We start from the raw sequence: 24,822 nt of genomic DNA, 5'->3' as shown, positions 1-24,822 counted from the left end.
CCAGTCCACTGTGACCTAGGCCCGGCAAGGCAAACCTAACCTCCGGGGGAGGTGGATAGTGTCGGCCGGTGCCCTCCTCCGCCATCACCCCGCTGCATGAGCGACTCCGGCGAAGGGCGCTCGGTCTGGAGCAGCGCAACGAGGTCCGGTACCAGGAACGGGCGCTCACCGAGCTCGAGAAGCTGGTGGCACCCAAGTGGCGCCCGTTCAGGCCCTGGAGCCCGTCACCGGGGCACATCGCCTGGTACGCCCGTACCCTCGCCGAGGTCTACACCGCCGGCTCCGGCGACCCGGTCCGCGGCGTCTTCACCCATCGACGGGTCTCTGCCTTCGCCTGGTACTACCTGGAGCGACTCACCGACCCAAGCGCGCGCCAGGCCGTCTGGCAGGTCTGGCTGCGGGACCCTGATGGCGGACTGAAGCAACTCATCAAGGACTGGCTCCCCGCTGACGCCCGCCAGAAAGCAGTCACCCTGTTCCTCCTGGGCGACCAGGACGCCTATGCCCACACGGACCCGTCAGGCGAACTCGTCGAAAACGCCCGTAGAGAAGGCGATCCGCTACTACGGGTCCACCTCGCCACAGCCGCCCGCCGAGGAGAGCATGTCGCCTGGGCCTACAGAGTGGCCGCGGTCCCCGAGCACCTGCTCCCTGAAGAGTGGGAGGCAGTGATCGCCCTACTGCGTACCGACCGCCAGCAGTACCTCTGGCAGGCGCTCGCCAAAGCCCCACTCGAATGGTCAGCCCGCTGCCTCGTCGAACTAGCCGACTGGCAGCCGGCAGACCAGACCCTGGTCCAGCTCGCCAAGAGCTACGCCAATGCACGCGACAACCGCCGGCCCTTCGAAGCACTAGGTACCGGCGCCGAGCCGCCGGAGACCAGCGAGTCGCCGAAGCGTCCCCAAGGCAAGCGCCGCCCACTGATCACAGCGATCAGCCCCGACGGCAGCCTGGCCGCCAAGGCCCAGCGATCCGGCGCAGTCCGTCTCCGACGCACCAGAGCCAGCGGCAAGACCACCGCGTTCGTCCCGACCAGGCCAGCGGGCATAAGGGAGGTCGACAGCCTCCTCTTCACCCCCGACGGCGACATCCTCGTCACCGGCGGCCGGGACTGCCACCGCAGGAGCCACATAGCAGTCGCACGAGTACCTGGCGGAGAACCGATCGCCTACCTGACACTGGACAACCCCCAGACCCCACCACTCGTCACCCCCGACGGCACCTACCTAGCCGCCGTCGAACCGACCGGCCTAGCTCTCTGGCGCCTCCCACACTGCCACCCCGTCGACACCGCACCCGAGCCCCAGCCCCCCGAGTTCATCGCCTACGACTCGGCCATCACCCCAGACTCCCGTCTCCTGGTCCGTACCGGCCAACAGCAGGTGGACCTGTACGACCTCCCCTCAGGCCGCCGCCTCCCACCCATTCCGCTACGCAACGCAACCACAGATGGCGTCCTGCTCACCGGCACCGACGCGGACGGAGCGACCGCAGTACTGCGCTACCGCACACCAAAGCTGGCCGACCTGGCAGCCCGCCCGCTCGCCGAGCTGACCGGCAAGGACGCCGAGGCGTTCTACAACCAGTACGACGAACCCAGCGACGCTGCCCTGGCCAAGCTGGCCGCGGCCCTGCTGACCCATCTCAGACGCGATCGTCCTCGCGGTCTTTGAGGTCTAGCTCGGCCAGTAGTGATCGCAGCTCCGAGCGGAGGAAGTCGCGGGTGGCGACCTCGCCGATGGACATCCGCAGCGCGGCCATCTCGCGCGCCAGGAACTCCATGTCAGCCCGGGTCCGGGCGTCCACGTCCCGATCCCGCTCGTACTGGACGCGGTCGCGGGCCTCCTGCCGGTTCTGCGCGAGCAGGATCAGCGGAGCGGCGTACGACGCCTGCAGGCTGAGCGCCAGGGTCAGGAAGATGAACGGGTACTGGTCCCAGCGCATGTGTTCCGGAGCGAAGATGTTCCAGAGCACCCAGAAGACGATCGTCGCGGTCATGTAGACCAGGAACTGCCCGGTGCCGAGGAAGCGCGCGATCCGCTCCGACAGCCGGCCGAACGCGTCCGCGTCGTACGCCCGCCGCCGGACGATCGTGCGGCGCAGCTCCCGCGGGATGTCCAGCCGGTCGGCGGCGGGCCGGGTCAACCGGCGCTCGTCGGTACTGCGGTCGTCACGGGGCATGGCCGTCCACCTCCTGCTGATTCGGTTCCCGCCAGTCGCTGGGGAGCAGATGGTCCAGTACGTCGTCCACGGTGACCGCGCCGAGCAGGCGGCCCTCGTCGTCGAGCACGGGCGCCGCCACCAGGTTGTAGGTGGCGAGGTACTTGCTCACGGCATGCAAGCTGTCATCCGGCCGGAGCCCGTCCAGGTCGGTGTCCAGCACCCCGGACACCAGCGCTGACGGCGGTTCACGCAGCAACCGCTGGATGTGGCCGATACCGATGAACCGGCCGGTCGGCGTCTCCAGCGGCGGCCGGCAGACGTAGATCATCGCGGCCAGCGCCGGGCTCAGCTCGGCATTCCGCACATGTGCCAGCGCATCGGCGACAGTGGCGTCCGCCGGCAGGATCACCGGCTCCGACGTCATCAGACCACCAGCGGTCCGCTCCTCATACGTCAGCAGCCGCCGGACGTCCTCGGCCTCGTCGGGCTCCATCAGCGTCAGCAGCGCCTCGGCGGTCTCCGTCGGCAGCTCGGCGATCAGGTCGGCCGCATCGTCGGGCGACATCTCCTCGAGCACGTCCGCGGCCCGCTCGGTGTCCAGGCCGGCCAGGATCTCCACCTGGTCGTCCTCGGGCAGTTCCTCCAATACGTCGGCCAGCCGCTCGTCATCCAGCGCGGCAGCGATCTCCTTGCGCCGCTTGGGCGACAGCTCATGCAGTACGCCGGCCAGGTCCGCCGCCTTCATCGAGTCGAAGGCCGCCAGGATGTGGGTAGCGCCCTGGCCCTCCTCCACCGAGGCGAACCCGCTCACGTCGGCCCAGTCGAGCACATGCGACTGTCCCCGGCGCCGGCGGAACCGCTTCCCGCCCTCGGTGACGGCCACCTTGGTCAACACCCAGTCGCGCGTCCGCCACTGCTCCATCGCCAGGTCGAACACAGTCGCCTGCGTACCTGACTCGATGATCGTCACTGTCCGGTCCAGCAGCTCACCGAGCACCAGTACCTCGGTACTGCGCTGCTCGAACCGGCGCATGTTGACCAGCCCGGTCGTGATCACGTGCCCGACGTCCACCGAGGTCACCCGGGTCATCGGCAGGAAGATGCGCCGCCGGGTGAACACCTCGACCACCAGCCCGAGCACCCGCGGCGGCTGCGTCCCCTGCCGGAGCATGACGACGACGTCGCGGACCTTGCCGACCTGGTCCCCGTTCGGGTCGTACACGGGAAGACCAGCCAGCCGGGCCACGTAGACGCGCGTAGGAGGGCCGCTCATAACTCGAAGGCTAGTGCCCCGAGCACGCTCACCCTGCTTAGGACATGAATCAGGTCAGCTTGGGACGCCGCTTGGAGCGCCGGTGGAAGGTGATCGGGCGCTTGCCGCGGGTGGTCGCACTGCTCCCGGCAGGTGTCTCCAGCCGGGATTGCCCGTCGTACCGGCCGACAGCCTCGGTGATCTCACCAGTGGGCTCCAGTACGAGCAGATCGGCTTCCACCCGCCAGCGGTCGAGCTGGGTGTCCAGGTGGTCCGCGTTGAGCCGCTCTGTGCGCAGTACCAGCGCAGCGGCCGTCCACTCCTCGCTAGCGGGATCCAGGCGTCGTACCAACGCCTTCCACCCAGCCAGCCGGCTAGTAGCAGGCTTAGCCGGTACTACGACCTCAGCCGTCCCCGCCTCAGCCAGCCCAGGCAGCGGCTGCTCAGCACTCCCCGCCCTGTCGGCCAGTACTACGTACGCCCCGTCGACCGTGGCGAACCAGGCCGGTGCGGGCCGCCCACCGTTCCAGGACAACCAGACGAGCCCGGCCTTCTTCATCACCCCAGCGATCTCCGCAACAGCCTCGTCAGTCGTCACCCGCCTAGGTTGTCACACCGCCTGAGCAACTGATCAGAGGTCGCGCAGAGCAGCCTGTGCTCCAGCCTGGAACCGTGTCTGCGCGCCGAGCTCCTGCATCAGCGCAGCTAGCTTCCGCTGCGCCGTCCGCGGGCTCACCCCAAGCTCACGAGCGATCTGCCCGTCCGAGAGCCCCGATAGCAGCAGCGAGGTCAGCAGGCGAGCCTCTGCCTCGTCATCGGGCACAGGGGGCAGCGCCCGCTCCCACAGCCGCTCGAACAGCTCCTGGTACGCATCGAGCAGCCCACATGGCTGCAGGATCGCCGCGCGGTCCTCACCGAGCATGATCAGCGCCATCCGGTCGTCGACGAGGTACAGCTCCACCGGAAGCGTCGGTACCACCCGCACCTCGCCACATGGATCCGGCTGCAAAGCGGCCGCCTCGTAGATCGTGCGGCACTCGACGTGCACCTCAAGAGGCACCTGCGGCGAGCGGATCAGCCTCCGGACCTCAAGCCGGCCCGCCTGCTGAACCTGCACGATCCGCTGCCGCACAGCATCGGCATCCCCGACATACTCGAGCAGTGTCGGCCGCGGCGAGGTCACATGCTTGCGGTAGGCAACCATGAGCGACGAGATGTGCTCCCGGGCCTCCCGCAGTTGCCGCTCGCGGGCGAGGATCAGCACCTCCAGCGCGATGTCCGGCGCCACCGCCTCATACCCGCCGTCGACGGGTGTCGCCAACCCCTTGTCCACCAGGGTCGCCAACACCTCACCGGGCGGTACAGGCTGGTGCGCGATCAGAGCCCGGTACGCCGCGTGCTCGGCCGGGGTCAGGCCGAGCACGGAGAGGTCATCCGTCATATGAGTCCAGCCATCCCCGGAGTACGGCCTGGTGGCCTGCCTGGAACCTGGTGTCGGCCCCGAGGCGCTGGCGCATCCGCTCGATCCGGGAGCGGACATTGCGCTCGGTCCACCCCAGCTGGGTCGCCGTTTCGCTGTCTGTGAGCCCTGACATCAGCAGAGCGAGCAGCTCTCGCTCCTGCTCGGTAGGACGGTCCGTACGGCCCGACTGCCCGGCATACGTGGCCAGTGGCACGGCCCGGCTCCACAGCAGCTCGAACAGCGCCTGCAGAGTCTCCACGAGGGTCGGATCGTGGATCAGCAGCGCAGCGGAGTACTGGCTGGCGCCGATGTCGATCGGTACGAATGCCATCGGGCCGTCGGTCAGGATCAGCTTGAGCGGTACCTCGCCCACCCGGGCCCGCTCACCGTCGTTGACGCCGCTGACCCGCGATGCCAGCCGCCCGGGCCGGTCGACCGACCCCTTCCGGTCGTACAGGATGCGGAAGGAGATGCCCTCGCGGAGGTGCTCCAGTTCGTTCTGATGGACCTGGCTCGGGTCAGCCATGAACGGCGGCGCGTCCGAGAAGCACACCTCGCTCCTGGCGCTCCGGACCAGCCGCTCGATGCCCGCGGCGATCTCCGGCTCACCCCGGAGTACTTCGATCAGCTCAGCCGGCTCACTGCGCGTAGTACTGGTGTGGAAGCTGGTGGCCAGCAGCACCGTCTCCTGCCGCGCCCTAGCCAGCTCCAGCTCGCGGTCCCTGAGCAGGAGCTCCAGGGCGATGTCGGGCGGGAGTACCAGATAGCGGGGCGGGTTGGAGGGCATCAGGGAGAGCAGACCGAGTTCGACCAACCGCTTGGCGGCCGCCGGGTCACTGACCTCCGCCTCGGTCACCGGCAGCCGGGACACCAGGTCTTCGTAGAGGTCCTGCTCAGCACGAGTTAGTCCGAGAGGCTCCAGCACAGCACAGATCATCGCTCACGCCCGGGGTCGTCCGGGAGGCGGTGACCCCGGACACATCCCCGTCGGGCGTGAGGGATGTCACCGCCATACGGCCCGCGGTTTCGCCGTACGCTGCGAGTGACCGACGGGTAACCGGACTGAAGGATGCGGCGATGGCTGACCAGACGACCACCAGCAAGGCGCTCCGGAGCAGGCGTTCCTGCCTGGCCACACCGGGCTCGAACCCGCGCTTCCTGGAGAAGGCCAAGGGCCTGGACGCCGACCAGGTGTTCCTCGACCTGGAGGACTCGGTCGCGCCGATCGCGAAGGTGGACGCGCGCAAGAGCGTCGTCGCCGCGCTGAACGAGGGCGGCTGGGGCAACAAGATCCGGGTGGTCCGGGTGAACGACTGGACCACCGAGTGGACCTACGGCGACGTGATCGAGGTGGTCGCCGGCGCCGGTGCCAACCTCGACTGCATCATGCTGCCGAAGGTGCAGACCGCCGAGCAGGTGGTCGCGCTCGACCTGCTGCTGACCCAGTTGGAGAAGGTGCACGGCTACGAGCAGGGCCGGATCGGGATCGAGGCGCAGATCGAGAACGCGCTCGGCCTGACCAACGTGAACGCGATCGCGGCCGCCTCACCGCGGGTCGAGACGATCATCTTCGGGCCGGCCGACTTCATGGCCTCGATCAACATGAAGTCGCTGGTGGTCGGCGAGCAGCCGCCCGGCTACGACGTCGGCGACGCCTACCACTACATCCTGATGCAGATCCTGATGGCGGCCCGCGCCTACGGCAAGCAGGCGATCGACGGCCCGTACCTGCAGATCAAGGACGTGGACGGGTTCCGCCGGGTGGCCGGCCGCGCCGCCGCCCTCGGCTTCGACGGCAAGTGGGTGCTGCACCCGGACCAGATCGCCGCCGCCAACGAGGTCTACTCGCCGCGGCAGGAGGACTACGACCACGCCGAGAACATCCTCGACGCCTACGACCACTTCACCTCGGCCGCCGGCGGCGCCCGCGGCGCGGTCATGCTCGGCGACGAGATGATCGACGAGGCGAGCCGCAAAATGGCCCTCGTCATCTCCGCCAAGGGCCGCGCCGCCGGCATGACCCGCACGGACGTCTGGAAGCCGGAGAGCTAAACCTGGGACATCAGCGCCAGCAGATGTCCGTCGGGGTCGAGGAAGAACGCCATCCATTCCTCGACCCCGTCGTCATGCCGGTGGATCAGGTGCGGCGCCGCCTCGAAGGTGACGCCGCGCGCCCGCAGTTCGTCGTACGCCGCGTTGATGTCGTCGACCCGGAAGTACAGGACCGATGGCTCGCCGGCCGGCTCGTCGCGTGCGCTCAGGAAGAGCCGGGTGCCGGCGCAGTCGAAGAACGCCAGGTCGCCGAAGGTGTAGAGATGCGGCAGCCCGAGCACTTCGCCGTACCACCGAACGGCGACCTCGATGTCGCGTACCGGCCGTGAGATCTGCCCGATCACACCCAACTGAAGCGTCATCGGGGATCAGCGCAGGGTGAGGACTTTGAGGATGCGGATCGGGTAGGTGGGCGGGCCGTCCTGGTCGGGGTCGGCGATGCCGGCCTTGACCATCCGGTCGAAGGTGGACATGCCGAAGATGACGTGGCCGAGCACGGTGTAGTTCGGCGGGATGTTGGCGAACGAGTGCACGACGAAGAACTCGCTGCCGTTCGTCCCCGGCCCTTGGTTGCCCATGGCAACGGTACCGCGCGGGTAGGTCTCCTTGCCGGTCACCTCGTCGGGGAACTTGTACCCCGGTCCGCCCTCCTCCTGGCGGTAGATGTCACCGCACTGCAGCACGCCCAGCCGGGCCGAGTTCGTCAGCCGGAAGCACTGGGTCCGGTCGTAGAACCGGCTGTTCACCAGGTGGACGAAGCTGGACACTCCGCACGGTGCGTTGGCCCGGTCCATCCGCACCACGAACGGCCCGTAGTTGGTCGCGAAGAACACGTCGACGGTGCCCTTCGCGAGCGCCGTGGCCTTCGGCACGGTGACCGGCTTGGCGGCTGGGTTCTCCGGCGTCGGCGTGAACTCGCACCGTACGGTCGGCGGCTGGTGTCCAGCCGGTACTGCGGGCGCTGCGCCCGCGGTGGTCGAGGTGAGGGTCGCCGCGGCAAGTCCGGCGACGACCAGCAAGCTGAGTCTGCGCAACATGATCGCCAACCTAGTCCTGACATGACAGGGCTGTCACCGGAAAGCGGGCAGCAACTGCTTCAAACGTCCGGTGCAGTTCAAAGGTTGCTGAAGGATTCCGCTCCGGACTCGCACCTGGTGGACGAGCCGCCTAGGGTAGGGCGGCGAACCGGCCGACTGTGAGGTGTTGGGTGTGAACGGCGAGGTACTCGCGGGGCGCTATCGATTGCTGGCCCCGTTGGGGCATGGCGGCGCGGGCGAGGTGTGGCGGGGCGAGGACTCGGTCCTGGCCCGGCCGGTGGCGGTGAAGCTGCTGCGTCGGCTCGAGGGCGACCAGATGGACGCTGTCGAGCGATTCCGCACCGAGGCGCAGGCAGCGGCCCGGCTGACCCATCCGAACGTGGTCGCGACGTACGACGTCGGTACTGCGAACGGCCAGGTGTTCCTGGTGATGGAGCTCGTCGACGGTCCCGATCTGGCGCAGTTGCTCCGGACCAAGGGCCTGCCGTCCGAGCGCTTCATCGCCGACATCGCGATGCAGGGCGCACGCGCGTTGGACGCGGCCCACGCGGCGGGGATCGTGCACCGCGACGTCAAGCCGGCCAACTTCCTGCTGGCGCCTGATGGCACGCTCAAGATCACCGACTTCGGCATCGCCCAGGCAAGCGGCGTAGACGGCGCCACCGGGCCGGTCCTCCTCGGTACTGCGGGTTACGTCTCGCCCGAGCAGGTCCGTGGCGAGCGCGCGACACCTGCCAGCGACTGGTACGCCCTCGGGTGCGTCCTCTACGAACTACTCGAAGGCACCGTCCCCTTCGTCGGTACAGACGTCATGGACGTCATGCACCAGCACTTGGACGCAACCCCAGTCCCAGTACGCCGTACTGACACAGTGCCCGGTCTGGCCGACCTGGTCATGCACCTACTAGCCAAAGACCCAGCAGCCCGCCCGTCCTCCACCACCGCCCTAGCTGCCTACCTAAAGCCAACAGCTGCCCCTCCGGTGGACGACAGCACCCGAGTACTCCCGCTCCTCCCTGCGGGAGGAACGGGAGTGGAACCGGGGAGCCCCGCCGGTGCGCTGGGTGGCGGCGCAGCCGCGGGGGCCGGGTACGGCGATGCTGCGGCCGGTGCAGCCGCTGGCGCGGGCTATGGCGTGGCTGGGCTGGCGTCTGGCGGCGCGGCCGCTGGCGATGCAGCGGTCGCCGGTGGTTCGGTGGGCGGGCAGTTGCCGGCTGCTGCGGGGTTGTTGCCTGCGGGGGCGTTCGATGAGCATCCGGAGCGGGAGGAGCCTAGTAAGCGGCGGGTGACCTTTACTCGGGTGCTGGTTGGGGCTGCGGTGCTGGTGGTTGGGGTGATGATTGCTGCGTTGCTGCGGGAGGGGGTGTCGTCCGATACGCCGGCCGAGGCCGGGGGAGTGCCGTCGACCGCGCCGTCGTCCACCGTGAAGGCGGTTGCCAAGCCGAAGGCAACTCCGACTCCGACGCCTACTCCGACCAAGAGGCCCAGCAAGAAGCCGACGCCGAAGCCCACCAAGAAGCCCTCCCAGCCGCAGAACAACAACACCTCGGCGGCACTGCGGACGTTGGCTCAGATGGTCCGGGACCACAAGCAAGAGCACGCCAAGCGCACCGTGCAAGAGGCTGCCAGGGACTTGGAGCAGGCTGCCAAGGCGCTCGACCAGGGCGACACCGACGAGGCCGTGGAGCAGTACCAGCAAGCCAGGCAGCGGCTGATCGGAGCTCAGCAGCAGGGCCGCTGGCAGTCGACACCGCAGATCTCCGCGATGTTCGCCGCCGTCGGTGCGGCCTTGCGGGCCGACAACAACGACGGAGACGACGGCAACGGCTGGAACCGCAACTGATCCGAGCCTCGTACGTGAGGCAGACGACGGTTGCAGCGTGGTCGGTGTCACAGCGGGTGTCGGTGGTGGCGAGCATGCTGGGGGACCCGCGATACTCACGAGTAGTGTCGACGTGGGCCGACCGAAGGAGCGCCGCTGATGAGCAGGTTGCAGCAGACCGAGGGACTCACCGACATCCAGGAGGAGATCCTGAAGACGGTGCGTGCCTTCGTCGAGTCCGAGATCCTGCCGGTCGCGACCGAGCTGGAGCACAAGGACGAGTACCCGACCCAGATCGTCGAGGGCCTCAAGGAACTCGGCCTGTTCGGGCTGATGATCCCCGAGGAGTACGGCGGTCTGGGTGAGTCGCTGCTCACCTACGCGCTCTGCGTCGAGGAGATCGCCCGCGGCTGGATGAGCGTGTCCGGCATCATCAACACGCACTTCATCGTCGCGTACATGCTGCTCCAGCACGGTACCGACGAGCAGAAGCAGAAGTACCTGCCGCGGATGGCGACCGGCGAGGTGCGCGGCGCGTTCTCGATGTCGGAGCCCGGCTGCGGCTCCGACGTCGCCGCGATCAAGACCAAGGCCGTCAAAGACGGTGACACCTACACGATCAACGGCCAGAAGATGTGGCTGACCAACGGCGGCAGCGCCAACCTGGTCGCCGTTCTCACCAAGACCGACGAGGGCAGCGACTCGGTCTACAAGAACATGACCACCTTCCTGGTCGAGAAGGAGCCGGGCTTCGGCGAGGTGGACAAGGGCCTGACCGTGCCGGGCAAGATCGAGAAGATGGGCTACAAGGGCGTCGACACGACCGAGCTCATCTTCGACGGGTACGAGATCGCGGCGGACCAGGTGCTCGGCGGTGTACCGGGCAAGGGTTTCTACCAGATGATGGACGGCGTCGAGGTCGGCCGGGTCAACGTCGCCGCCCGCGGCTGCGGGGTGGCCCGGCGGGCGTTCGAGCTCGGCATCTCGTACGCCCAGCAGCGCGAGACGTTCGGCAAGAAGATCGCCGAGCACCAGGCCGTCCTGTTCCGGCTGGCCGACATGGCGGTCAAGGTCGAGGCCGCGCACGAGTTGATGGTCAAGGCGGCCCGCAAGAAGGACTCCGGGTCGCGCAACGACTTCGAGGCCGGCGTCGCGAAGTACCTGGCCAGCGAGTACTGCTCACAGGTGGTGGAGGACTCGTTCCGGATCCACGGCGGCTACGGGTTCTCGAAGGAGTACGAGATCGAGCGCCTGTACCGCGAGGCGCCGATGCTGCTGATCGGAGAGGGGACGGCCGACATCCAGCGGATGATCATCGGCCGCCGCCTCCTCGAGGACTACAAGTTGTGAATCGGCAGGTCTGAGCCGTCGAGCAACGCCTTGCCGAGCGGAGTCAGGTCGTGCAGAACAGCCTGACCCGCCCTGCGGGTGGTGATCAGCCCTGCTTCGCGCAGGATGCCCGCCTGGCGGCTCGCCCCGGCCAGGGAGATGTCACAGCGCCTGGCCAGCTCGGTCGTCGTACAGACATCTGAGATAGCCGCTAGTGCGGATGCGCGAGTACTGCCGAGCAGTGCGGCCAGTGGCTCGGTACGGGATTCCACACTGGTGAGGTGGAGCATCCCGGGGGCTTCCCGGACCGGATAGACGAGCACTGGCGAGAGCTGCGGGTCGCGCAGCTTGGTAGGCGTCCGCCAGCAGAACACGGACGGCTGCAGCCGTAGCCCGCGGCCTTCGAGGTGCAGGTCTCGCTCGGGGAAGCCCATGATCTTGAGGACCGGCCGCTCCCACCGCACTGCGGGGTGCAGGTTGCTCAGCAGGTCGTCTACGCCGGACGTGGTCATCCTGCTCACCTGCTGCTGCAGATCGCTCCGGACCGAGGCGCGGATGGAGTCCCAGTACGGAGCTATCGCGTGCCGGTGATAGATCCGGAGCGACTGCCCAAGGCTGTTGACCGCCTCACGGCGCCCCACTGCCAGGTCCCGCGTCCAGCTCGATCCGGGCCGCCGGACCATCTCCAGCTCCTGGTTGATCCGGCTGGGCGCAGTGGACAGCACCTGCTCGACGGCGTCGTCGAAGGAGCCGCCGGCGAACGGGGGAGTCAGGAAGTCGGGCGAATAGCCGCGGGGTGGGGTGAGGTGCAGCAGCCGCTCCGCATGCCGCGGGAACTGCCGTCGCGTCCGCTCACGCCAGTAGCCGTACTGGGCCGCGCCGTCGCGGCCCTGGAGCTGGTGCAAGCTCAGCAGCACCTCCCACAGCGGGTCGGGCTCCTCGGCCAGCGTCGTACGGGTCAGGTCCTGACTGGTGAAGTGGATCCGCAGCAATCGAAACGCCCCCTCCTAGGTGCTCCAATCTTGCCGGGAACAGCCTGTCAGCAGCCTGTCACGCTAAAGGTTCAGTCGCGGTACTCTGCCAGCCTGCGGCTGGGGAGCGGAGGCAGATGACACAGCGATCGGGCCCTGAACCGGGGGTCTCCATCCGGTTGCTGGGCACTGTCGGCATCCACGTGGACGGGCGCCCGGTGGAGATCGGCGGCGAGCGGGTCCGGGCGCTGCTGGTCGTGCTGGCGCTGGCGGTCGGGGAGCCGCTGCCCACCGGCGTACTGGCCGACAGGATCTGGGGCGACGAGCCACCGGCCAATATCGGGCCGAGCCTGCACACGCTGATGACCAGGCTGCGCCGCAGTGTCGGCGCCGGCTTCGTGGTCACCGGCCCCACCGGATACAGCCTGCGACTCGAGCCGGACCAGGTCGACGCCCTGCGCTTCAGCCGCCTGCTCCGTACTGCGGCCAAGCAGACCGACCCACAACGCGAGTACGCCGGACTGCTCGAAGCCCTGGCGCTGTGGGGTGGCCGACCCTTCGAGGGAGTCCGCTCAGACTGGCTGGAAGCCATCGAGACGCCCCGGCTCATCGAGCAGCGACTGGGCGCCATCGAACGCCTGGTCGACCTCCGACCCACCGACGCCCCGTACGCCGAACTACTGCTCCAGTTGAGAGAGCTGGCCGCCGAACACCCCCTCCGCGAATCCCTCTGGGCCCGCCTCCTGCGTCTACTCGCCGAGACCGGCCGTACTGCGGAAGCCCTGGAGCTGTACGAGTCGATTCGCCAGCGCATCGCCGATGAGCTGGGAGTGGACCCCGGAGCCGAGCTGCGCACGATCTACACCGAGCTGCTCGCCGGGGAGTCGGCCGAGAAGCCAGTGGCTCCCAACCAGTTGCCCGCTGATGTGCCTGGCTTCACCGGCCGCAAGCAGGCACTGGCCGCTCTTGACCGGGCGTACTGCGACCAGGGCAATGAGTCCACCCTGACGATCGTGCTGCATGGACCAGGTGGCGCCGGCAAGACCAGCCTGGCCGTCCACTGGGGCTACCGGGTCGCAGCGGACTTCCCCGACGGCGTGCTGTTCGCAGACCTCGGTGGCTACGGGCCAGGCGAACCGGTAGATCCTTCGGTCGCCCTGGGATACCTGCTGCACGGTCTCGGCGTACCGACCGAGAACATCCAGCCCGATGTGGACAGTCGCAGTGCTCTGCTGCGGTCGACGCTGGCGACCAGACGGGTGTTGCTGGTGCTCGACAACGCGCGTGATGCCGAGCAGGTGCGGCCGCTGCTGCCCGGGTCGGGCGGGACCGTGCTCATCACGTCACGCAGCCGCTTGCGTGGGCTGGTGGTCCGGGAGGGCGCCCAGCAGATCGCGGTCGACCAGCTCTCGGGAGTCGACGCACGGGCCTTGCTGAGCGAGCGGATCGGCGTACTGGACGCCGATGCCGAGCTTCTCGACCAGCTGGCCGACCGCTGCAACCACCTGCCGCTGGCGCTGGTGATCGCGGCCGAGCAGGTCGCAAGTCGCTCCACTGCTGGCCTCGAGGAGTTGGTCCAAGAACTGGAGCATCGCTGGCTCGATGTGCTCGACACCGGTGATGACCCGGCGACCGACCTGCGAGCGGTGTTCTCCTGGTCGTACCGGGCTCTCGATCCCGACGCTGCCAGGTTCTTCCGGCTGCTCGGCCTGCACCCGGCTCGCCGGTTCTCCGCAGCGGGCGCGGCCGCTCTCGCTGGTGTCAGCGACCGGGTCGCGGTCCGGCTGCTGCGTCGGCTGGTCGACCTGCACCTCCTGGACGAGACCGGTGCCGACCGGTACCAGCTCCACGACCTACTGCGCGCGTATGCCGGCGAACAGGTCCGCGAGGTCGACAGTGAAGAGGACGCCGACGCTGCCTGGCGCCGGCTGCTGGACTGGGCCATTCACTCGGCAGAGGCGGCCCGCGGAGCCAAGGGCGAGCCGAACAGGCTGAAATACCTCGACGCCCCACTGCCCGGGACCCAGCCGATGCAGTTCGCCGATCGGCCTGCCGCCCAGGCCTGGCTGGAACTCGAACTGCGCTCGTTGATGGCGATCGTCCGCGCGGCCGCGGCCCGTGGATTCCACGAGCAGGCAGCCAAGCTGGGCCTCCAACTGTGGGCACCGCTCGCGGCACTGGTGAGCGCGACCGAGGCGATCGAGCTGCAGCAGATCACCGCGGCCTCTGCCGAGCTGGCCGGAGACCAGCTGGTCGAGGCGATGGCCCTCAACCAGCTCGCCACCAGCCATGGTGTGGTCGGCGACCTGGATCAGACCGAGGCGCTGCTGCAGCGGTCGCTGGAGATGTTCCTGGCGATCGACAGCCCTGCTGGTGAAGCACTTGTGCGCGGCAACCTCGGTTTTCTGTACCAGCTCCGCGGCGCCACCGATCTGGCCGTCCAGCACCTCGAACGGGGCCTGGAGCTCAATCGCAGCCAGGGCGAGCCCCATGCGATCGCCACCCTGCTGATCAACCTAGCGATGACCTACGTCGTGACCGGCCGGTTCGCCGAAGCAGTGGAGTTCGCCACCGAGGCAGCCGAGGTCGGTAGGCCTCTGGTCAACCAGCGTTACCTCGCCCATGCGATGGACACCCTCGGGCAGGCCCTGACCGGGTTGGGGCGGCATGCCGAGGCCGCCGACCGGTTCGAGACCTCACTGGCACTGCACCGCCGCGACAACTACCTGGTGGGTGTGGCCAACAGGCTGCCCCGGCTGGCGCTCGCCCGGTACGCAGCCGGTGACATCGAGCGAGGCCGGGCAGCAGCCGCCCAGACCCGTGCACTGATCGCCGAGCACGGCACCGAGCGGCTACGCGAGGCAGGCAGCGACCTTGATGCCCTACTCGCCGAACTAGACCGAGTAGAAGAGCCCTAACGCACCAGAGCATCCGGTACTGCGATACGCGGCCGCACACTGCCCGAGCCGTGGCCGGACAAAAGCCAGATCCCCAGTTGGGTGACCTCATGCCGCACGGATGCCCCCACCCGACGCGTGGTGATCAACCCCGCCTCGCGCAGCACAGTCGCCTGGTGGCTGGCCGCGGCCGGGGAGATCTTGCAACGGCGGGCCAGCTCGGTCGTCGTACAGCCGGTCACGGTGGCTTCCAGAGCGGCCGCCCTTGTCGAGCCGAGCAATGAGCCGAGGACGTCCGAGGACGCACCCGAATCGACTGACGACTGGCGCAGGATGCCCGGCGCGTGCTGGATCGGGTAGACCAGGATCGGCTTGAGCTCGGGATCGCGCAGCTTGGTCGGCACCTGCCAGCAGAACGCGGACGGCTGCAGCTCGATGCCACGGCCATCCAGGTAGAGGTCGCGGTCGTTCATGTCCAGCACCTGCAGCACCGGCGCGACCCAGCGGACCCGCGGGTGCAGCGTGGACAGCAGCCGGTCGACACCGTGCCGGGCCAGCGCCTCACCGCGGTGCGAGTGGTCCGCGGACACGTGCGTGCCGATCGACTTCCAGTACGGCGCGATCGCGGCGTCGTGGTACGACCGGATGGCCCGGCCCAGCTTGTGCAGCGAACTGCTGTCGCCCTGGGCGAGCTCGCGGGTCCACGGCGAGACCGGCCGGTACTTGCTCAGCAGCTCCAACTGGCTGCGCAGTTGCACCTTCGGCGTCGACAGCATCAGGTCCAGCCCGGTCTCGAAGTCCGGTGCGGACTCGGCCGGGGTGAGGAAGTCAGGTGAGTAGCCCTTGGCCGGGGTCAGCTCGAGCAGCAGCCGCATCTGGTCCGGGGTCACCCGGGTCCGGATCGAACGGCGCCAGTCCTCGAAGATCAGCCGGCCCTCGGAGTGCTGCAGCATGTGCAGGCTGAGCAGGATCTCCCACGACGGCGCGGGCCTGGTCGACACCGTCGTCCGGGCAAGATCGCGCGGCGTGAAATGTATGCGGAGCATGGGGCCCTCCCTGATCCAGATCACGACATCCCCCAGATGCCGTCGGTCGCAGAATGTGGCGGATCGCTGACCGAAAGCGACCTGTCGATTGAATCAGGCGCCGGGGGGCACCAACAACCGGATCTGACATAGTCCGGCGGGGCACTGGCGGCCATGGCACGAGGTTGCCAACCGGCTGCCGAACCTGTAGAAGCGGTGAAACCTCAGAGCCATCTGTTCCGTTTGAACAGCATGTAGAGCACGGTGCAGGCGACCGCCATCAGGCCGAGCGCGCCGTAGTACCCGTAGTGCCAGGTCAGCTCGGGCATGTTCTCGAAGTTCATCCCGTAGACGCCGGCCACCAGCGTCGGTACCGCGATGATCGCGACCCAGGCCGAGATCCGGCGCATGTCGTCGTTCTCCGACACCTGTACCTGGGCCAGCCCGGCCTGCAGGATCGAGCTGAGCAGTTCGTCGAAGGAGATGACCTGTTCCTTCACCCGCAACAGGTGGTCGTCGACGTCGCGGAAGTAGTTCCGGATGTCGTCGCCGATCATCGGGTGCGGCAGCGTCGACAGCAGCCGCATCGGGCCGGTCAGCGGCGCCACCGCGCGCTTCAGCTCCAGTACCTCGCGCTTGAGCTGGTAGACCCGGTCGATGTTGCGCCAGCCGCGCGGGCTGAACATCTCGATCTCGATCAGGTCGATGTCGGCCTGTACCGCGTCCGCGACGGCCAGGTAGCTGTCCACCACATGGTCGGCGATCGCGTGCAGGACAGCACCCGGTCCGGCAGCCAGTCGCTCGGGCGACTTCTCCAGCTCCTGCCGCAACCCGGTCAGCTCGCCGTGGTCCCCGTGCCGCACGGTGATCACGAAGCCGGGCCCGCAGAACACCATCACCTCACCGGACTCCACCACCTCGCTGGTGGCGGTCAGGTCGTCGTGCGGGACGTACCGGACAGTCTTCAGTACTGCGAACAGTGTGTCGCCGTACCGCTCCAGCTTGGGCCGCTGGTGCGCCTCGGTGGCGTCCTCCAGAGCCAGCTTGTGCAGCCCGAACTCGCTGCCGATCACGGCCAGCTGGTGCTCGTTCGGCTCGAACAGCCCGATCCAGACGAAACCGTCGCCACGCCTGGCCCGGGTGAGCGCGTCGACGTACGATCCGGACCTGGTGTCGCGACGGCCGTCGCGGTAGTAGGCCCAGTCGACCAGGGCGCCGTCCAGCTTGCCGCTGCCGACCAGATCCAGGGGTGCGTCGGTACCCGGGGGACGGCGCGCGAAGACGCGTCCTACCCGGCGTGTCGCGCCCATGTCCCACTTCCGCCCGGCCATCGAGGCGAGGCTATCAATGTGCCGTCACCACTCGTCGGCAATGATGGAGTTGGACGCAAGCGAGAGGAACGACGATGACCACGCAAGGCATGGGTTCGACAGACCCCCGGCCGACCGGCCTGACGATCGGGACCTACGACACGTACCGGGAGGCACAGCGAGCGGTCGACTACCTCTCGGACGAGAAGTTCCCGGTCGAGCACACCACCATCGTCGGCAACAACCTGCGCCAGGTGGAGAAGATCACCGGGCGGCTGACCTGGGGCCGGGCGCTCACCGCCGGCCTGGCCAGCGGTGCCTGGTTCGGCCTGTTCGTCGGTGTGCTGCTCGGGCTGTTCACCAACGGCAACGGCGGCTGGCTGGCCGCGCTCCTCACCGGCGTGGTGCTCGGCGCGGTCTTCGGGACGGTGTTCGGCGCGATCGGGTATGCCCAGACCGCCGGACGCCGTGACTTCACCTCGCGGACCGCGGTGGTGGCGACGACGTACGACGTACTGTGCGACTTCAAGTTCGCTGAAGAGGCCCGCAATCACCTGGCCAAGCTGGCGCTCAAGGGCGAGGTTGCTCCCCGGCTGCCGGAGCAGACCAACTAAGGAGTCGTGCCGTCCAGTAGTGCGACGCCGAGGGTGGTTGCCTGGTGGATGACTGACTTCCCCTGGCGCCGGGACACGATCAGGCCGGCGTCGCGTAGTACGGCGGTCTGGTGGCTGGCCGTCGCGAGGGTGATGTCGCAGGAGCGGGCCAACTGGGTAGTGGTCGCACCCTCGATGGTCAGCGCCAGCACCGTCGCCCGGGTCTTGCCCACCAGGGCGGACAGCCGCTCCTGGCTGTCGGCGTCCGTCTTGGTCTGCTGCATCAGCCCAGTGGCGTGCCGGATGGGGAACACGAGCACCGGCGGCAGGTCGGCGTCCAGCAGCTTCGTGGGATCCCGCCAGCAGAAGTACGACGGCTGCAGGCGCAGGCCCCGGCCGTTGAGTTGCAGCTCCTCGTCGGCGAAGGCTGAGATCTCCAGCGTCTCGCCGCGCCAGCGTGCGGCCGGGTGGATCGCCTCGATCATCGAGGCGACACCATCGGCCGTCAGTTGCTGCATGCGTCGCCGGTTGTCCAGTTGCACGGCTGACCGCAGCGACGACCAGTACGGGGCCAGCGCCTCGCGGTGGTAGACGCGTACTGAGTGGCCCAGCCGATGCAGGGTCTCCGGACGGGCCTCGGCGAGCTGGCGGACCCACGTGGCCGCGGTACGGCGGGTGGACAGCCGGGACAGATCGCTGCGCAGTTGGCGGCGGGGTACGGACAGCATGAGGTCAAGGGCGTGGTCGAGCCCGCTCGACTGGGACGAAGGCGTCAGGAAGTCGGGGGAGTAGCCGACCGGCGGAGCAAGGGCGGCCAGCGGGCCCACTGTCTCCCGCGGGAGCGTCCGGCGCATCCGCTGCCGCCAGGTGCCGTAGGCCACGGGGTCGTCGTCGACCTGCAGCATGTGCAGGCTCAGCAGCACCTCCCAGAGCGGGTCCGGCTCGGCGGCGAGCGTAGTACGGGCGAGGTCGTCGGCCGTGAAGTGAATCCGCAGCATGTGGCCCAGAGAAACAGCTGCCCCTTACCGATGGCTCACCGCGTGACGCATCTCTCGCCCGGCCGCAACCCTACTGAGAGGTAGGCCACGCGGCGCGGTACTGCCGCCGGCGCCCGGGTTTGGGCAGCATGGGCCTCGGGACGGGGACATCGGAAGGAGCAGGGATGCAGTTCGGTCGCAGTTACGAGGAGTTCGAGGTCGGCGCGGTCTACAAGCACTGGCCCGGCAAGACGGTCACCGAGTCCGACGACCACCTGTTCTGCCTGCTCACCATGAACCACCATCCGCTGCACCTGGACGCCAACTACGCCGAGCAGACCACCCAGTTCGGCAAGAACGTTGTAGTTGGCAACTACATCTACTCGATCCTGCTCGGCATGTCGGTCCCCGACGTCAGCGGCAAGGCGATCGCCAACCTGGAGATCGAATCCCTGCGCCACGTCGCCCCCACCTTCCACGGCGACACCATCTACGGCGAAACGGTCGTCCTGGACAAGTGGGAGTCCACCTCCAAGGACGACCGAGGCATAGTCCAGGTCCAAACCAAAGGCTACAAACAAGACGGCACCGTCGTCTGCCTCTTCACCCGCAAGGTAATGGTCCCCAAAAACTCCTACCTGGAAGCCCGCGGCGGCGAACAACCAGGTCGACCGACCCCGCTCAGTTAGACGGCCGCAGCTCGATCAGGACGGCTGATGGCATCTGCAGAGTGATGGTGAGGTCTTCGCCGGTACGTTCGACCGGCGACGTGTGGAGCTGACTGCGCTCGGCCAGCTCGCCCCATTGCTCGTCAGTCGGCCAGTCACCGACCCCGAGCGCAGCTGCCTCCGCCACCAGGTCTCCTGAGCCTTCGCCTGCGGTGAGCCAGGTGGCGGTGGCCAGCCAGGTCGGATCGACTCCCGGGAACGACAGCGTGATCTCGCGGGTCAGCTCCGCAGCGCCGTCCGCTTTCGACTGGTCCAGGGTCAGGTTCCACAGCAGTACGGCGATGCGGTCGCGATCCCGGGACGCCCAGGCCTCCACCAGGCTTCCGCCGCCGTCGCCTTCGAAGGTCACCGGGAGTTCGACGGGGCCGAGCCGGCTCAGCAGCGTCAGCGCGTGGAAGCGCGGTTTCGGCAGCCCGCCGACCGTCTGCAACCCGAAGCCGCCGTGCAGGAACCGCGGCGGTCGCCCCAGCTCCTCGAAGTGGTCTGATGCGACCCAGTAGGACAGCGCCTCCACCCGCCCGGCCGCCGACCGCATCCCGCGCAGCAGGAACACCCCGGAGAAGACCGAGTCGTTGATCGGGTTGAAGTGCCGCGGCGTCACCCCCCACTCGGTCCACAGGATCCGCGCCGCGCTGAACCCATGCCGATCCAGCGATGCCTGTACGTCGAGCGGCGGGCTCCCGTAGGTGTGCGTCGTGACGAAATCCACCGGCGTGCCATGAGCGGCCGCATGTGCGAGCAGGTCGTCCACCCACCCGGCCGCCGCCGAGGATGGACCGCCGACGGCCAGCCGCTCGTCGACGGACTTCACCGCGGCCGCGCTCACGTCGTACAGATGCATCCATTCGGCCTTGGTGCCGGACCAGAAGACCTCGAGGTTCGCCTCGTTCCACACCTCGAAGTCCCAGCCCAGCACCTCGTCGAGCCCGTACCGCTCCACGAGATGCCCGACCAGCCCGCGCACCAGGTCGTACCAGCGCTCGTACGACGCCGGCGGCGAGATGATCGCGCCGTACTCGAAGACGGTCCTCGACGGATCCGACGCGAGCTCCCGCGGCATGAACCCGAGCTCCACCACCGGCCGCAGCCCGATCCCCAGCAGCTTGTCGTAGATCGCGTCCACCACGCTGAAGTCATAGTCCTCAGCACCGATCACGTGGGTGTCGTCATGGAAGATCGCGTGCGCCCGAACCGTCCGCACCCCGATCTCATCATGCATGCGGCGCAACGCGTCCTCGAGCTCGCCGCCGATCTCCCGTCCGCCGGTGAGGTCCTTGCACAGCAGCTGGCTGAGCCGCTCGCTGCCGATCATCGGCACCCACGGCCGCTGCAATTCAGTGCCCTCGGCAACGGCATCGACGATCAACCGGACGCCAGGTACGTTGCCATCAGCAACCAATGGAGTACCCTCCACCGAAGGGCTCGGGCGGCCGTGCACAGTCACCTCCGGCACACTCGCCACCGCGTACCTGTACGCCGTACCGGGTGTGCAGGTCGTGTCGACGTACGGCGGCGAAGGCACCGACAAGATGTCACCGCTGTGGTGGTCGACCGGTTCGAGGTCCTGCGAGCCGGTACCGCGCAGGATCACGTACCCGACCGCGCCCGGCACCGGCGTCCAGTCCACCGTCACCTGCCCGACTCCACCCACCGCCGTCACCGACGCCGGCGGATCCAGCTCCGGCAGCTCCACTTCGCGACTCTCGTCGCTGCGGATCGCGATCCGCTCGTCCCAGTCAGCCTTCGCGTCGCTCGGCATGCCGCTCCCCGTCACTCGATCCCAGATCCGAACTGCTCCATCGCGATCAGTGGCCGGATCCCTCGCTCGGCCCGCCGGTCGGCGAAGTTGCGCCGGATCAGGTCGTTGCCGAAGACGTTGCCGATGGCACCCATCACCATCGCCTGGTCGAGCGCCAGGTACCGCTTGGCGATCAGCCCCGACTTCACCGCGACCGCGTCGTAGAAGCCGCCCGTGCCGTACGCGTGCAGGTCCCGCTCGATCTTGCTCAGGTTCTCGATCGCCTGCCGCGGCGCGTACGACATCGCCAGGAACGCCGCATGCGGGGTGACCACGCCATCGCCGTACGTCGGGTTCGGGTTGACGCCCGCGCGGCAGTCGCCGAATCCGCTGTCGAAGTTGGTGCCCTCCAGGTCCGACGGGTATCCGCCTGGATCCATCCCGATCGGCTCGACACCGTAGACCGAGTAGCCGCCCTTCGGGTTCGACGCGGGGGAGAAGCCCCAGTACCCGTACTTCGCTTCGTCGAGCCCGTGCTCGATCTGCGCCCGGACGGTCAGCGGGTGGTTGATCCCCCAACTGCGCGGCGCCCAGGTCGCCTCCGGAACGAACAGGTCAGGCATCAACGACTCGAACATGTCGCCGCCCCAGGACGGCACGAGCCGAAATCCGCGATAGGAGTAGGTGCCCTCGTAGACATCGAGCCCGAGATACGTACGGTGGACGCCGACGGGCTGCTGCTCCACCCACGACCAGTCGCAGGTCTCCGGGAAGGTCCGGTACGTCGCGAAGTACTGCGTGTGCGGCACCTGGCCGAGGACGAATCCGACGTACCCGGCGATCCGGGCCTCGGTGTTGAGGGTGTCGTAGTGGAACTTGCGGTAGTACACGTCCGGACCGGTACCGGCGTGGTTGCCCTTGTCGGTCTCCTCGTCCGGTGGCGGCGTCTCGAAGAAGCCGCCGCGCATCAGGCCGCCCGGCCGGGCCGCCGGGTTGTAGTAGTAGGCGAAGTTCATCTTGTTGAGCAACGAGTCCGCGAGTGCCCGGGCGCGCGGCTCGGCGTTGCGGACCACCATCAGCGCGCAGGCGAACCAGCCGTTGTCGACGCTCGACACGAACGGCGTGATCGGCTTGGTGCCGTCCGGGTCGACGTAGCGGACCTCGCCGGTCGATTCGTCGTACCAGTTGAAGAACATCCCGCTGGGCTCGTGGTGGTCGACGTTCTTCATCGTGGTCAGCGTCTGGGTGATCCGGCGCAGCGACTCCTGCGGCGAGATGATGCCGAGGTGGCGGGCGACGACGACGCTCCACAGATAGCCGCCGATGTTGGTCGGTGACGTGTACTTGCTGCGGACCGGGCTCGTCACCGAGTCGCCGATGTTGTCCGCGGGCAGGCCGGTGTGTTCGTCGGTCATCGCGACCAGGCTGCGCCAGGTGTCCCTGGCCCAACGGCCTACCAGGGCACGGTCCTGGCGACTTGGGTGCCAGTTGCCGCGGAGTAGTTTTCCGGGATCCAGGGCTGCCGCCCGACCTTGATACTGGCCGGCGTACGAGCTGGTCGTGAGGCCGGTGGAGCCGGCGATGGCGGCGGTGGTCGTGGCTGCTAGCAACGTGCGTCGGGTGATGTTGGCGGTCATCCGAGCCTCCAGAGAGATTATTTGAAACCGGTGATGGCGATGCCCTTGGTGACGTGGCGCTGGAAGGCCAGGAAGATCACCAGTACCGGGACCACGACGACGACCGCGCCGGCCATCAGCAGGCCGAAGTTCTGCGCGTTCTGTCCGGTCGAGTACAACGCCAGTGCGACGGGCAGGGTGTACTTCTCCTCGGTCTGGGCCACCACGAGCGGCCAGAGGAAGTTGTTCCAGGAACCGAGAAAGGTGAGGATCCCGAGGGTGGCCAGCGCGGGCCTGGTCAACGGGAGCATGATCCGGGCGAAGATGCCGAGCTCGCTGGTGCCGTCCACCCGGGCGGCGTCCATCAGGTCGTCGGGCAGGCCCTGGAAGAACTGCCGCATCAGGAACACGCCGAACGGCGAGACCAGGAACGGCAGGATCAGGCCGGGGTAGCTGTTGGCCAGCCCGGCGTTGGTGACGAGCACGAACAGCGGTACGAAGGTGACCACGCCCGGGATCATCAAGGTGCCCAGGACGAGGACGAACAGGGCGTTGCGGCCGTGGAAGTTCAGCTTCGCCAGGGCGTAGCCGACCATCGAGCAGAACAGCAGGTTGCCGGCCGTCACGGCGAGCGCGACGATCGTGGAGTTGAGGAAGTACCGGGGGAAGTTGGCCTTGCTGAACAGGTCGTCGTAGTTCTGCGTGGTCGGTGCCTCGGGCAACCAGGTCGGCGGGACCCGGAGCAGCTCGCCCTGGGTCTTGAAGCTGCCGAGCAGCATCCACAGGAACGGCGCGGCCACCGCGACCAGGCCGAGGACCGCGATCAGGTAGATCCACCAGGTGCGTCTCATCACTTCTCCCTCAGCAGCCGGAACTGGATGAAGGTGACCACGGCGATGACGACGAACAGGATGTAGCTCATCGCGGTGGCGAAGCCGTAGTTGCCGAAGCTGAACTGCTCGTAGGTGTACATCCCCACCGAGATCGTGCTGTTCAGTGGCCCGCCGTCGGTCATCACGAACGGCTCCTCGAAGAACTGCAGATAGCCGATCCCCGTCGTCACGCTGGTGAAGAGGATCGTCGGCCGGAGCAACGGCACGATCAGGTACCTGAACCGTTGCCAGGCGCCCGCGCCGTCGAGCTGGCCGGCCTCCTCGACGGCGGCCGGGATGCCCTGCAGGCCGGCCAGGAAGATGATCATCGCCGAGCCGAAGTTGCGCCAGACGGCCATCATGATCAGCGACGGCATCGCCCAGGTCTTGGACGCGAGCCAGTTCGGCCCGTCGATCCCGACCCAGGACAGGACGGTGTTGAGCAGTCCGGAGTCCGGTGCCAGCACGAACCGCCAGATCACGGCGATCGCGACGATCGAGGTGATCACCGGCAGGTAGTAGGCGACCTTGAACAGGCTCTGGAACCGCTTGACACCGCGATCCAGCAACACCGCCGCCGCGAGGGCGAGCACAAGCGTCAACGGCACACCCACCAGCACGAAGTACGCCGTATTCAGCGCGGCCTTCCGAAACGTCTCGTCCTGGAAAGCCTTGAGGTAGTTGCTGAACCCAACCCCGTTCACCGCGAACGGCGTCCGAAGATCCCGCTGCTTCAGGTCGGTGAAACTCATCCCGAGCGACCCCAGGACAGGCCCGGCGGTGAACGCCAGGAAGAGCACGACGAAGGGGAGCGTCAAGATCCACGCAGCCGCGGTCTGGCGGCCGGCGGCCGCCGAGCGGCCGCCGCGCCCGCCCGCACCGCGGGCTGCTCCGCGCCCGACCCCCACCCCGCCGCCGCGCGCGGAGCGCGCGGCGGCGTTCTTGTCCGAGCTTTGTACTGATGTCGAGTTCACCGCG

22 protein-coding genes are annotated in these 24,822 nt (G+C 68.1%); 7 read left to right on the top strand and 15 right to left on the bottom strand.

Going from position 1 to position 24,822, the window contains the following annotated elements; all coding sequences use genetic code 11:
- The first annotated feature begins 68 nt into the window (after nt 1-68).
- Nucleotides 69-1,673, top strand: a complete 1,605-nt coding sequence (locus ACIA12_RS31850) for a WD40 repeat domain-containing protein (RefSeq protein WP_396370907.1) — start codon at nt 69-71, stop codon at nt 1,671-1,673.
- Here ACIA12_RS31850 and ACIA12_RS31845 read toward each other — a convergent pair.
- From ACIA12_RS31845 to ACIA12_RS31825, 5 genes are read right to left on the bottom strand one after another with little or no spacing between them, the layout of a single operon-like run.
- Nucleotides 1,645-2,181: a DUF1003 domain-containing protein gene (locus ACIA12_RS31845; protein WP_396370905.1), complete on the bottom strand. Its 537-nt coding sequence runs from the start codon at nt 2,179-2,181 to the stop codon at nt 1,645-1,647. The genes ACIA12_RS31850 and ACIA12_RS31845 overlap by 29 nt on opposite strands.
- Nucleotides 2,171-3,436, bottom strand: coding sequence for a magnesium transporter MgtE N-terminal domain-containing protein (locus ACIA12_RS31840; RefSeq protein ID WP_396370903.1), 1,266 nt, complete (start codon nt 3,434-3,436; stop codon nt 2,171-2,173). The genes ACIA12_RS31845 and ACIA12_RS31840 overlap by 11 nt, the downstream gene beginning before the upstream one ends.
- Nucleotides 3,437-3,485: 49 nt before the next feature.
- Nucleotides 3,486-4,013, bottom strand: coding sequence for a hypothetical protein (locus tag ACIA12_RS31835; protein WP_396370901.1), 528 nt, complete (start codon nt 4,011-4,013; stop codon nt 3,486-3,488).
- A gap of 33 nt (nt 4,014-4,046) precedes the next feature.
- The gene (locus ACIA12_RS31830) at nt 4,047-4,856 is read right to left on the bottom strand and encodes a hypothetical protein (RefSeq protein ID WP_396370899.1); all 810 of its coding nucleotides are present in this window, start codon (nt 4,854-4,856) and stop codon (nt 4,047-4,049) included.
- Nucleotides 4,846-5,802 carry a LuxR C-terminal-related transcriptional regulator gene (locus ACIA12_RS31825; RefSeq protein ID WP_396370898.1) on the bottom strand — a complete coding sequence of 319 codons (957 nt, stop codon included), beginning with the start codon at nt 5,800-5,802 and terminating at the stop codon, nt 4,846-4,848. The genes ACIA12_RS31830 and ACIA12_RS31825 overlap by 11 nt, the downstream gene beginning before the upstream one ends.
- A gap of 152 nt (nt 5,803-5,954) precedes the next feature.
- Here ACIA12_RS31825 and ACIA12_RS31820 point away from each other — a divergent pair, with 152 nt between their 5' ends.
- Nucleotides 5,955-6,929: an HpcH/HpaI aldolase/citrate lyase family protein gene (locus ACIA12_RS31820; RefSeq protein WP_396370897.1), complete on the top strand. Its 975-nt coding sequence runs from the start codon at nt 5,955-5,957 to the stop codon at nt 6,927-6,929.
- Here the strand turns inward: ACIA12_RS31820 and ACIA12_RS31815 are convergent.
- Nucleotides 6,926-7,291, bottom strand: a complete 366-nt coding sequence (locus tag ACIA12_RS31815; RefSeq protein ID WP_396370895.1) for a VOC family protein — start codon at nt 7,289-7,291, stop codon at nt 6,926-6,928. The two genes, ACIA12_RS31820 and ACIA12_RS31815, sit on opposite strands and share 4 nt — an antisense overlap.
- Nucleotides 7,292-7,297: 6 nt before the next feature.
- Complete coding sequence (locus tag ACIA12_RS31810) at nt 7,298-7,966, bottom strand: peptidylprolyl isomerase (protein WP_396370894.1); 669 nt, start codon at nt 7,964-7,966, stop codon at nt 7,298-7,300.
- A 172-nt stretch (nt 7,967-8,138) separates the two neighbouring features.
- Between ACIA12_RS31810 and ACIA12_RS31805 the strand changes: the two genes are divergently transcribed.
- Nucleotides 8,139-9,809, top strand: coding sequence for a serine/threonine-protein kinase (locus tag ACIA12_RS31805; protein ID WP_396370893.1), 1,671 nt, complete (start codon nt 8,139-8,141; stop codon nt 9,807-9,809).
- Nucleotides 9,810-9,947: 138 nt separating this feature from the next.
- The gene (locus ACIA12_RS31800; RefSeq protein ID WP_396370892.1) at nt 9,948-11,138 is read left to right on the top strand and encodes an acyl-CoA dehydrogenase family protein; all 1,191 of its coding nucleotides are present in this window, start codon (nt 9,948-9,950) and stop codon (nt 11,136-11,138) included.
- Here ACIA12_RS31800 and ACIA12_RS31795 read toward each other — a convergent pair.
- Nucleotides 11,126-12,109, bottom strand: coding sequence for an ArsR/SmtB family transcription factor (locus ACIA12_RS31795; RefSeq protein WP_396370891.1), 984 nt, complete (start codon nt 12,107-12,109; stop codon nt 11,126-11,128). The two genes, ACIA12_RS31800 and ACIA12_RS31795, sit on opposite strands and share 13 nt — an antisense overlap.
- A 116-nt stretch (nt 12,110-12,225) precedes the next feature.
- Here ACIA12_RS31795 and ACIA12_RS31790 point away from each other — a divergent pair, with 116 nt between their 5' ends.
- The gene (locus ACIA12_RS31790; protein ID WP_396370890.1) at nt 12,226-15,006 is read left to right on the top strand and encodes a BTAD domain-containing putative transcriptional regulator; all 2,781 of its coding nucleotides are present in this window, start codon (nt 12,226-12,228) and stop codon (nt 15,004-15,006) included.
- On the opposite strand, the gene ACIA12_RS31785 is transcribed toward ACIA12_RS31790, so the two are convergent.
- Together ACIA12_RS31785 and ACIA12_RS31780 are read right to left on the bottom strand one after the other, a co-directional pair.
- On the bottom strand, nt 15,003-16,031 hold the full coding sequence (locus ACIA12_RS31785; protein ID WP_396370889.1) for an ArsR/SmtB family transcription factor: 1,029 nt from the start codon (nt 16,029-16,031) through the stop codon (nt 15,003-15,005). The genes ACIA12_RS31790 and ACIA12_RS31785 overlap by 4 nt on opposite strands.
- Before the next feature lie 203 nt (nt 16,032-16,234).
- Complete coding sequence (locus ACIA12_RS31780) at nt 16,235-17,341, bottom strand: magnesium and cobalt transport protein CorA (RefSeq protein ID WP_396370888.1); 1,107 nt, start codon at nt 17,339-17,341, stop codon at nt 16,235-16,237.
- 74 nt (nt 17,342-17,415) lie between these two features.
- On the opposite strand from ACIA12_RS31780, the gene ACIA12_RS31775 reads away from it, so the two are divergent.
- The gene (locus ACIA12_RS31775) at nt 17,416-17,934 is read left to right on the top strand and encodes a general stress protein (protein WP_396370887.1); all 519 of its coding nucleotides are present in this window, start codon (nt 17,416-17,418) and stop codon (nt 17,932-17,934) included.
- Here ACIA12_RS31775 and ACIA12_RS31770 read toward each other — a convergent pair.
- On the bottom strand, nt 17,931-18,911 hold the full coding sequence (locus ACIA12_RS31770) for an ArsR/SmtB family transcription factor (RefSeq protein ID WP_396370886.1): 981 nt from the start codon (nt 18,909-18,911) through the stop codon (nt 17,931-17,933). The genes ACIA12_RS31775 and ACIA12_RS31770 overlap by 4 nt on opposite strands.
- A gap of 164 nt (nt 18,912-19,075) precedes the next feature.
- Between ACIA12_RS31770 and ACIA12_RS31765 the strand changes: the two genes are divergently transcribed.
- Entirely contained in the window at nt 19,076-19,579 is a 504-nt protein-coding gene (locus ACIA12_RS31765; RefSeq protein ID WP_343982806.1) for a MaoC family dehydratase, read from the top strand.
- Here the strand turns inward: ACIA12_RS31765 and ACIA12_RS31760 are convergent.
- Genes ACIA12_RS31760 through ACIA12_RS31745 form a run of 4 tightly spaced genes read right to left on the bottom strand, consistent with a single transcriptional unit; the run spans nt 19,572 to nt 24,818 of the window.
- Complete coding sequence (locus tag ACIA12_RS31760) at nt 19,572-21,377, bottom strand: xylan 1,4-beta-xylosidase (protein ID WP_396370885.1); 1,806 nt, start codon at nt 21,375-21,377, stop codon at nt 19,572-19,574. The genes ACIA12_RS31765 and ACIA12_RS31760 overlap by 8 nt on opposite strands.
- Before the next feature lie 11 nt (nt 21,378-21,388).
- Complete coding sequence (locus ACIA12_RS31755; RefSeq protein ID WP_396370884.1) at nt 21,389-22,993, bottom strand: glucoamylase family protein; 1,605 nt, start codon at nt 22,991-22,993, stop codon at nt 21,389-21,391.
- 17 nt (nt 22,994-23,010) lie between these two features.
- Nucleotides 23,011-23,823 (bottom strand): carbohydrate ABC transporter permease, encoded by an 813-nt coding sequence (locus ACIA12_RS31750; RefSeq protein ID WP_396370882.1) that lies wholly within the window; start codon nt 23,821-23,823, stop codon nt 23,011-23,013.
- Complete coding sequence (locus ACIA12_RS31745; RefSeq protein ID WP_396370881.1) at nt 23,823-24,818, bottom strand: carbohydrate ABC transporter permease; 996 nt, start codon at nt 24,816-24,818, stop codon at nt 23,823-23,825. Before ACIA12_RS31745 ends, ACIA12_RS31750 begins: the two co-directional genes overlap by 1 nt.
- Between the last annotated feature and the right edge of the window lie 4 nt (nt 24,819-24,822).

It is taken from the genome of Kribbella sp. NPDC051620 (assembly GCF_044453825.1).
Lineage (GTDB): Bacteria > Actinomycetota > Actinomycetes > Propionibacteriales > Kribbellaceae > Kribbella.
This window is presented reverse-complemented; position numbering and strand designations above follow the sequence as displayed.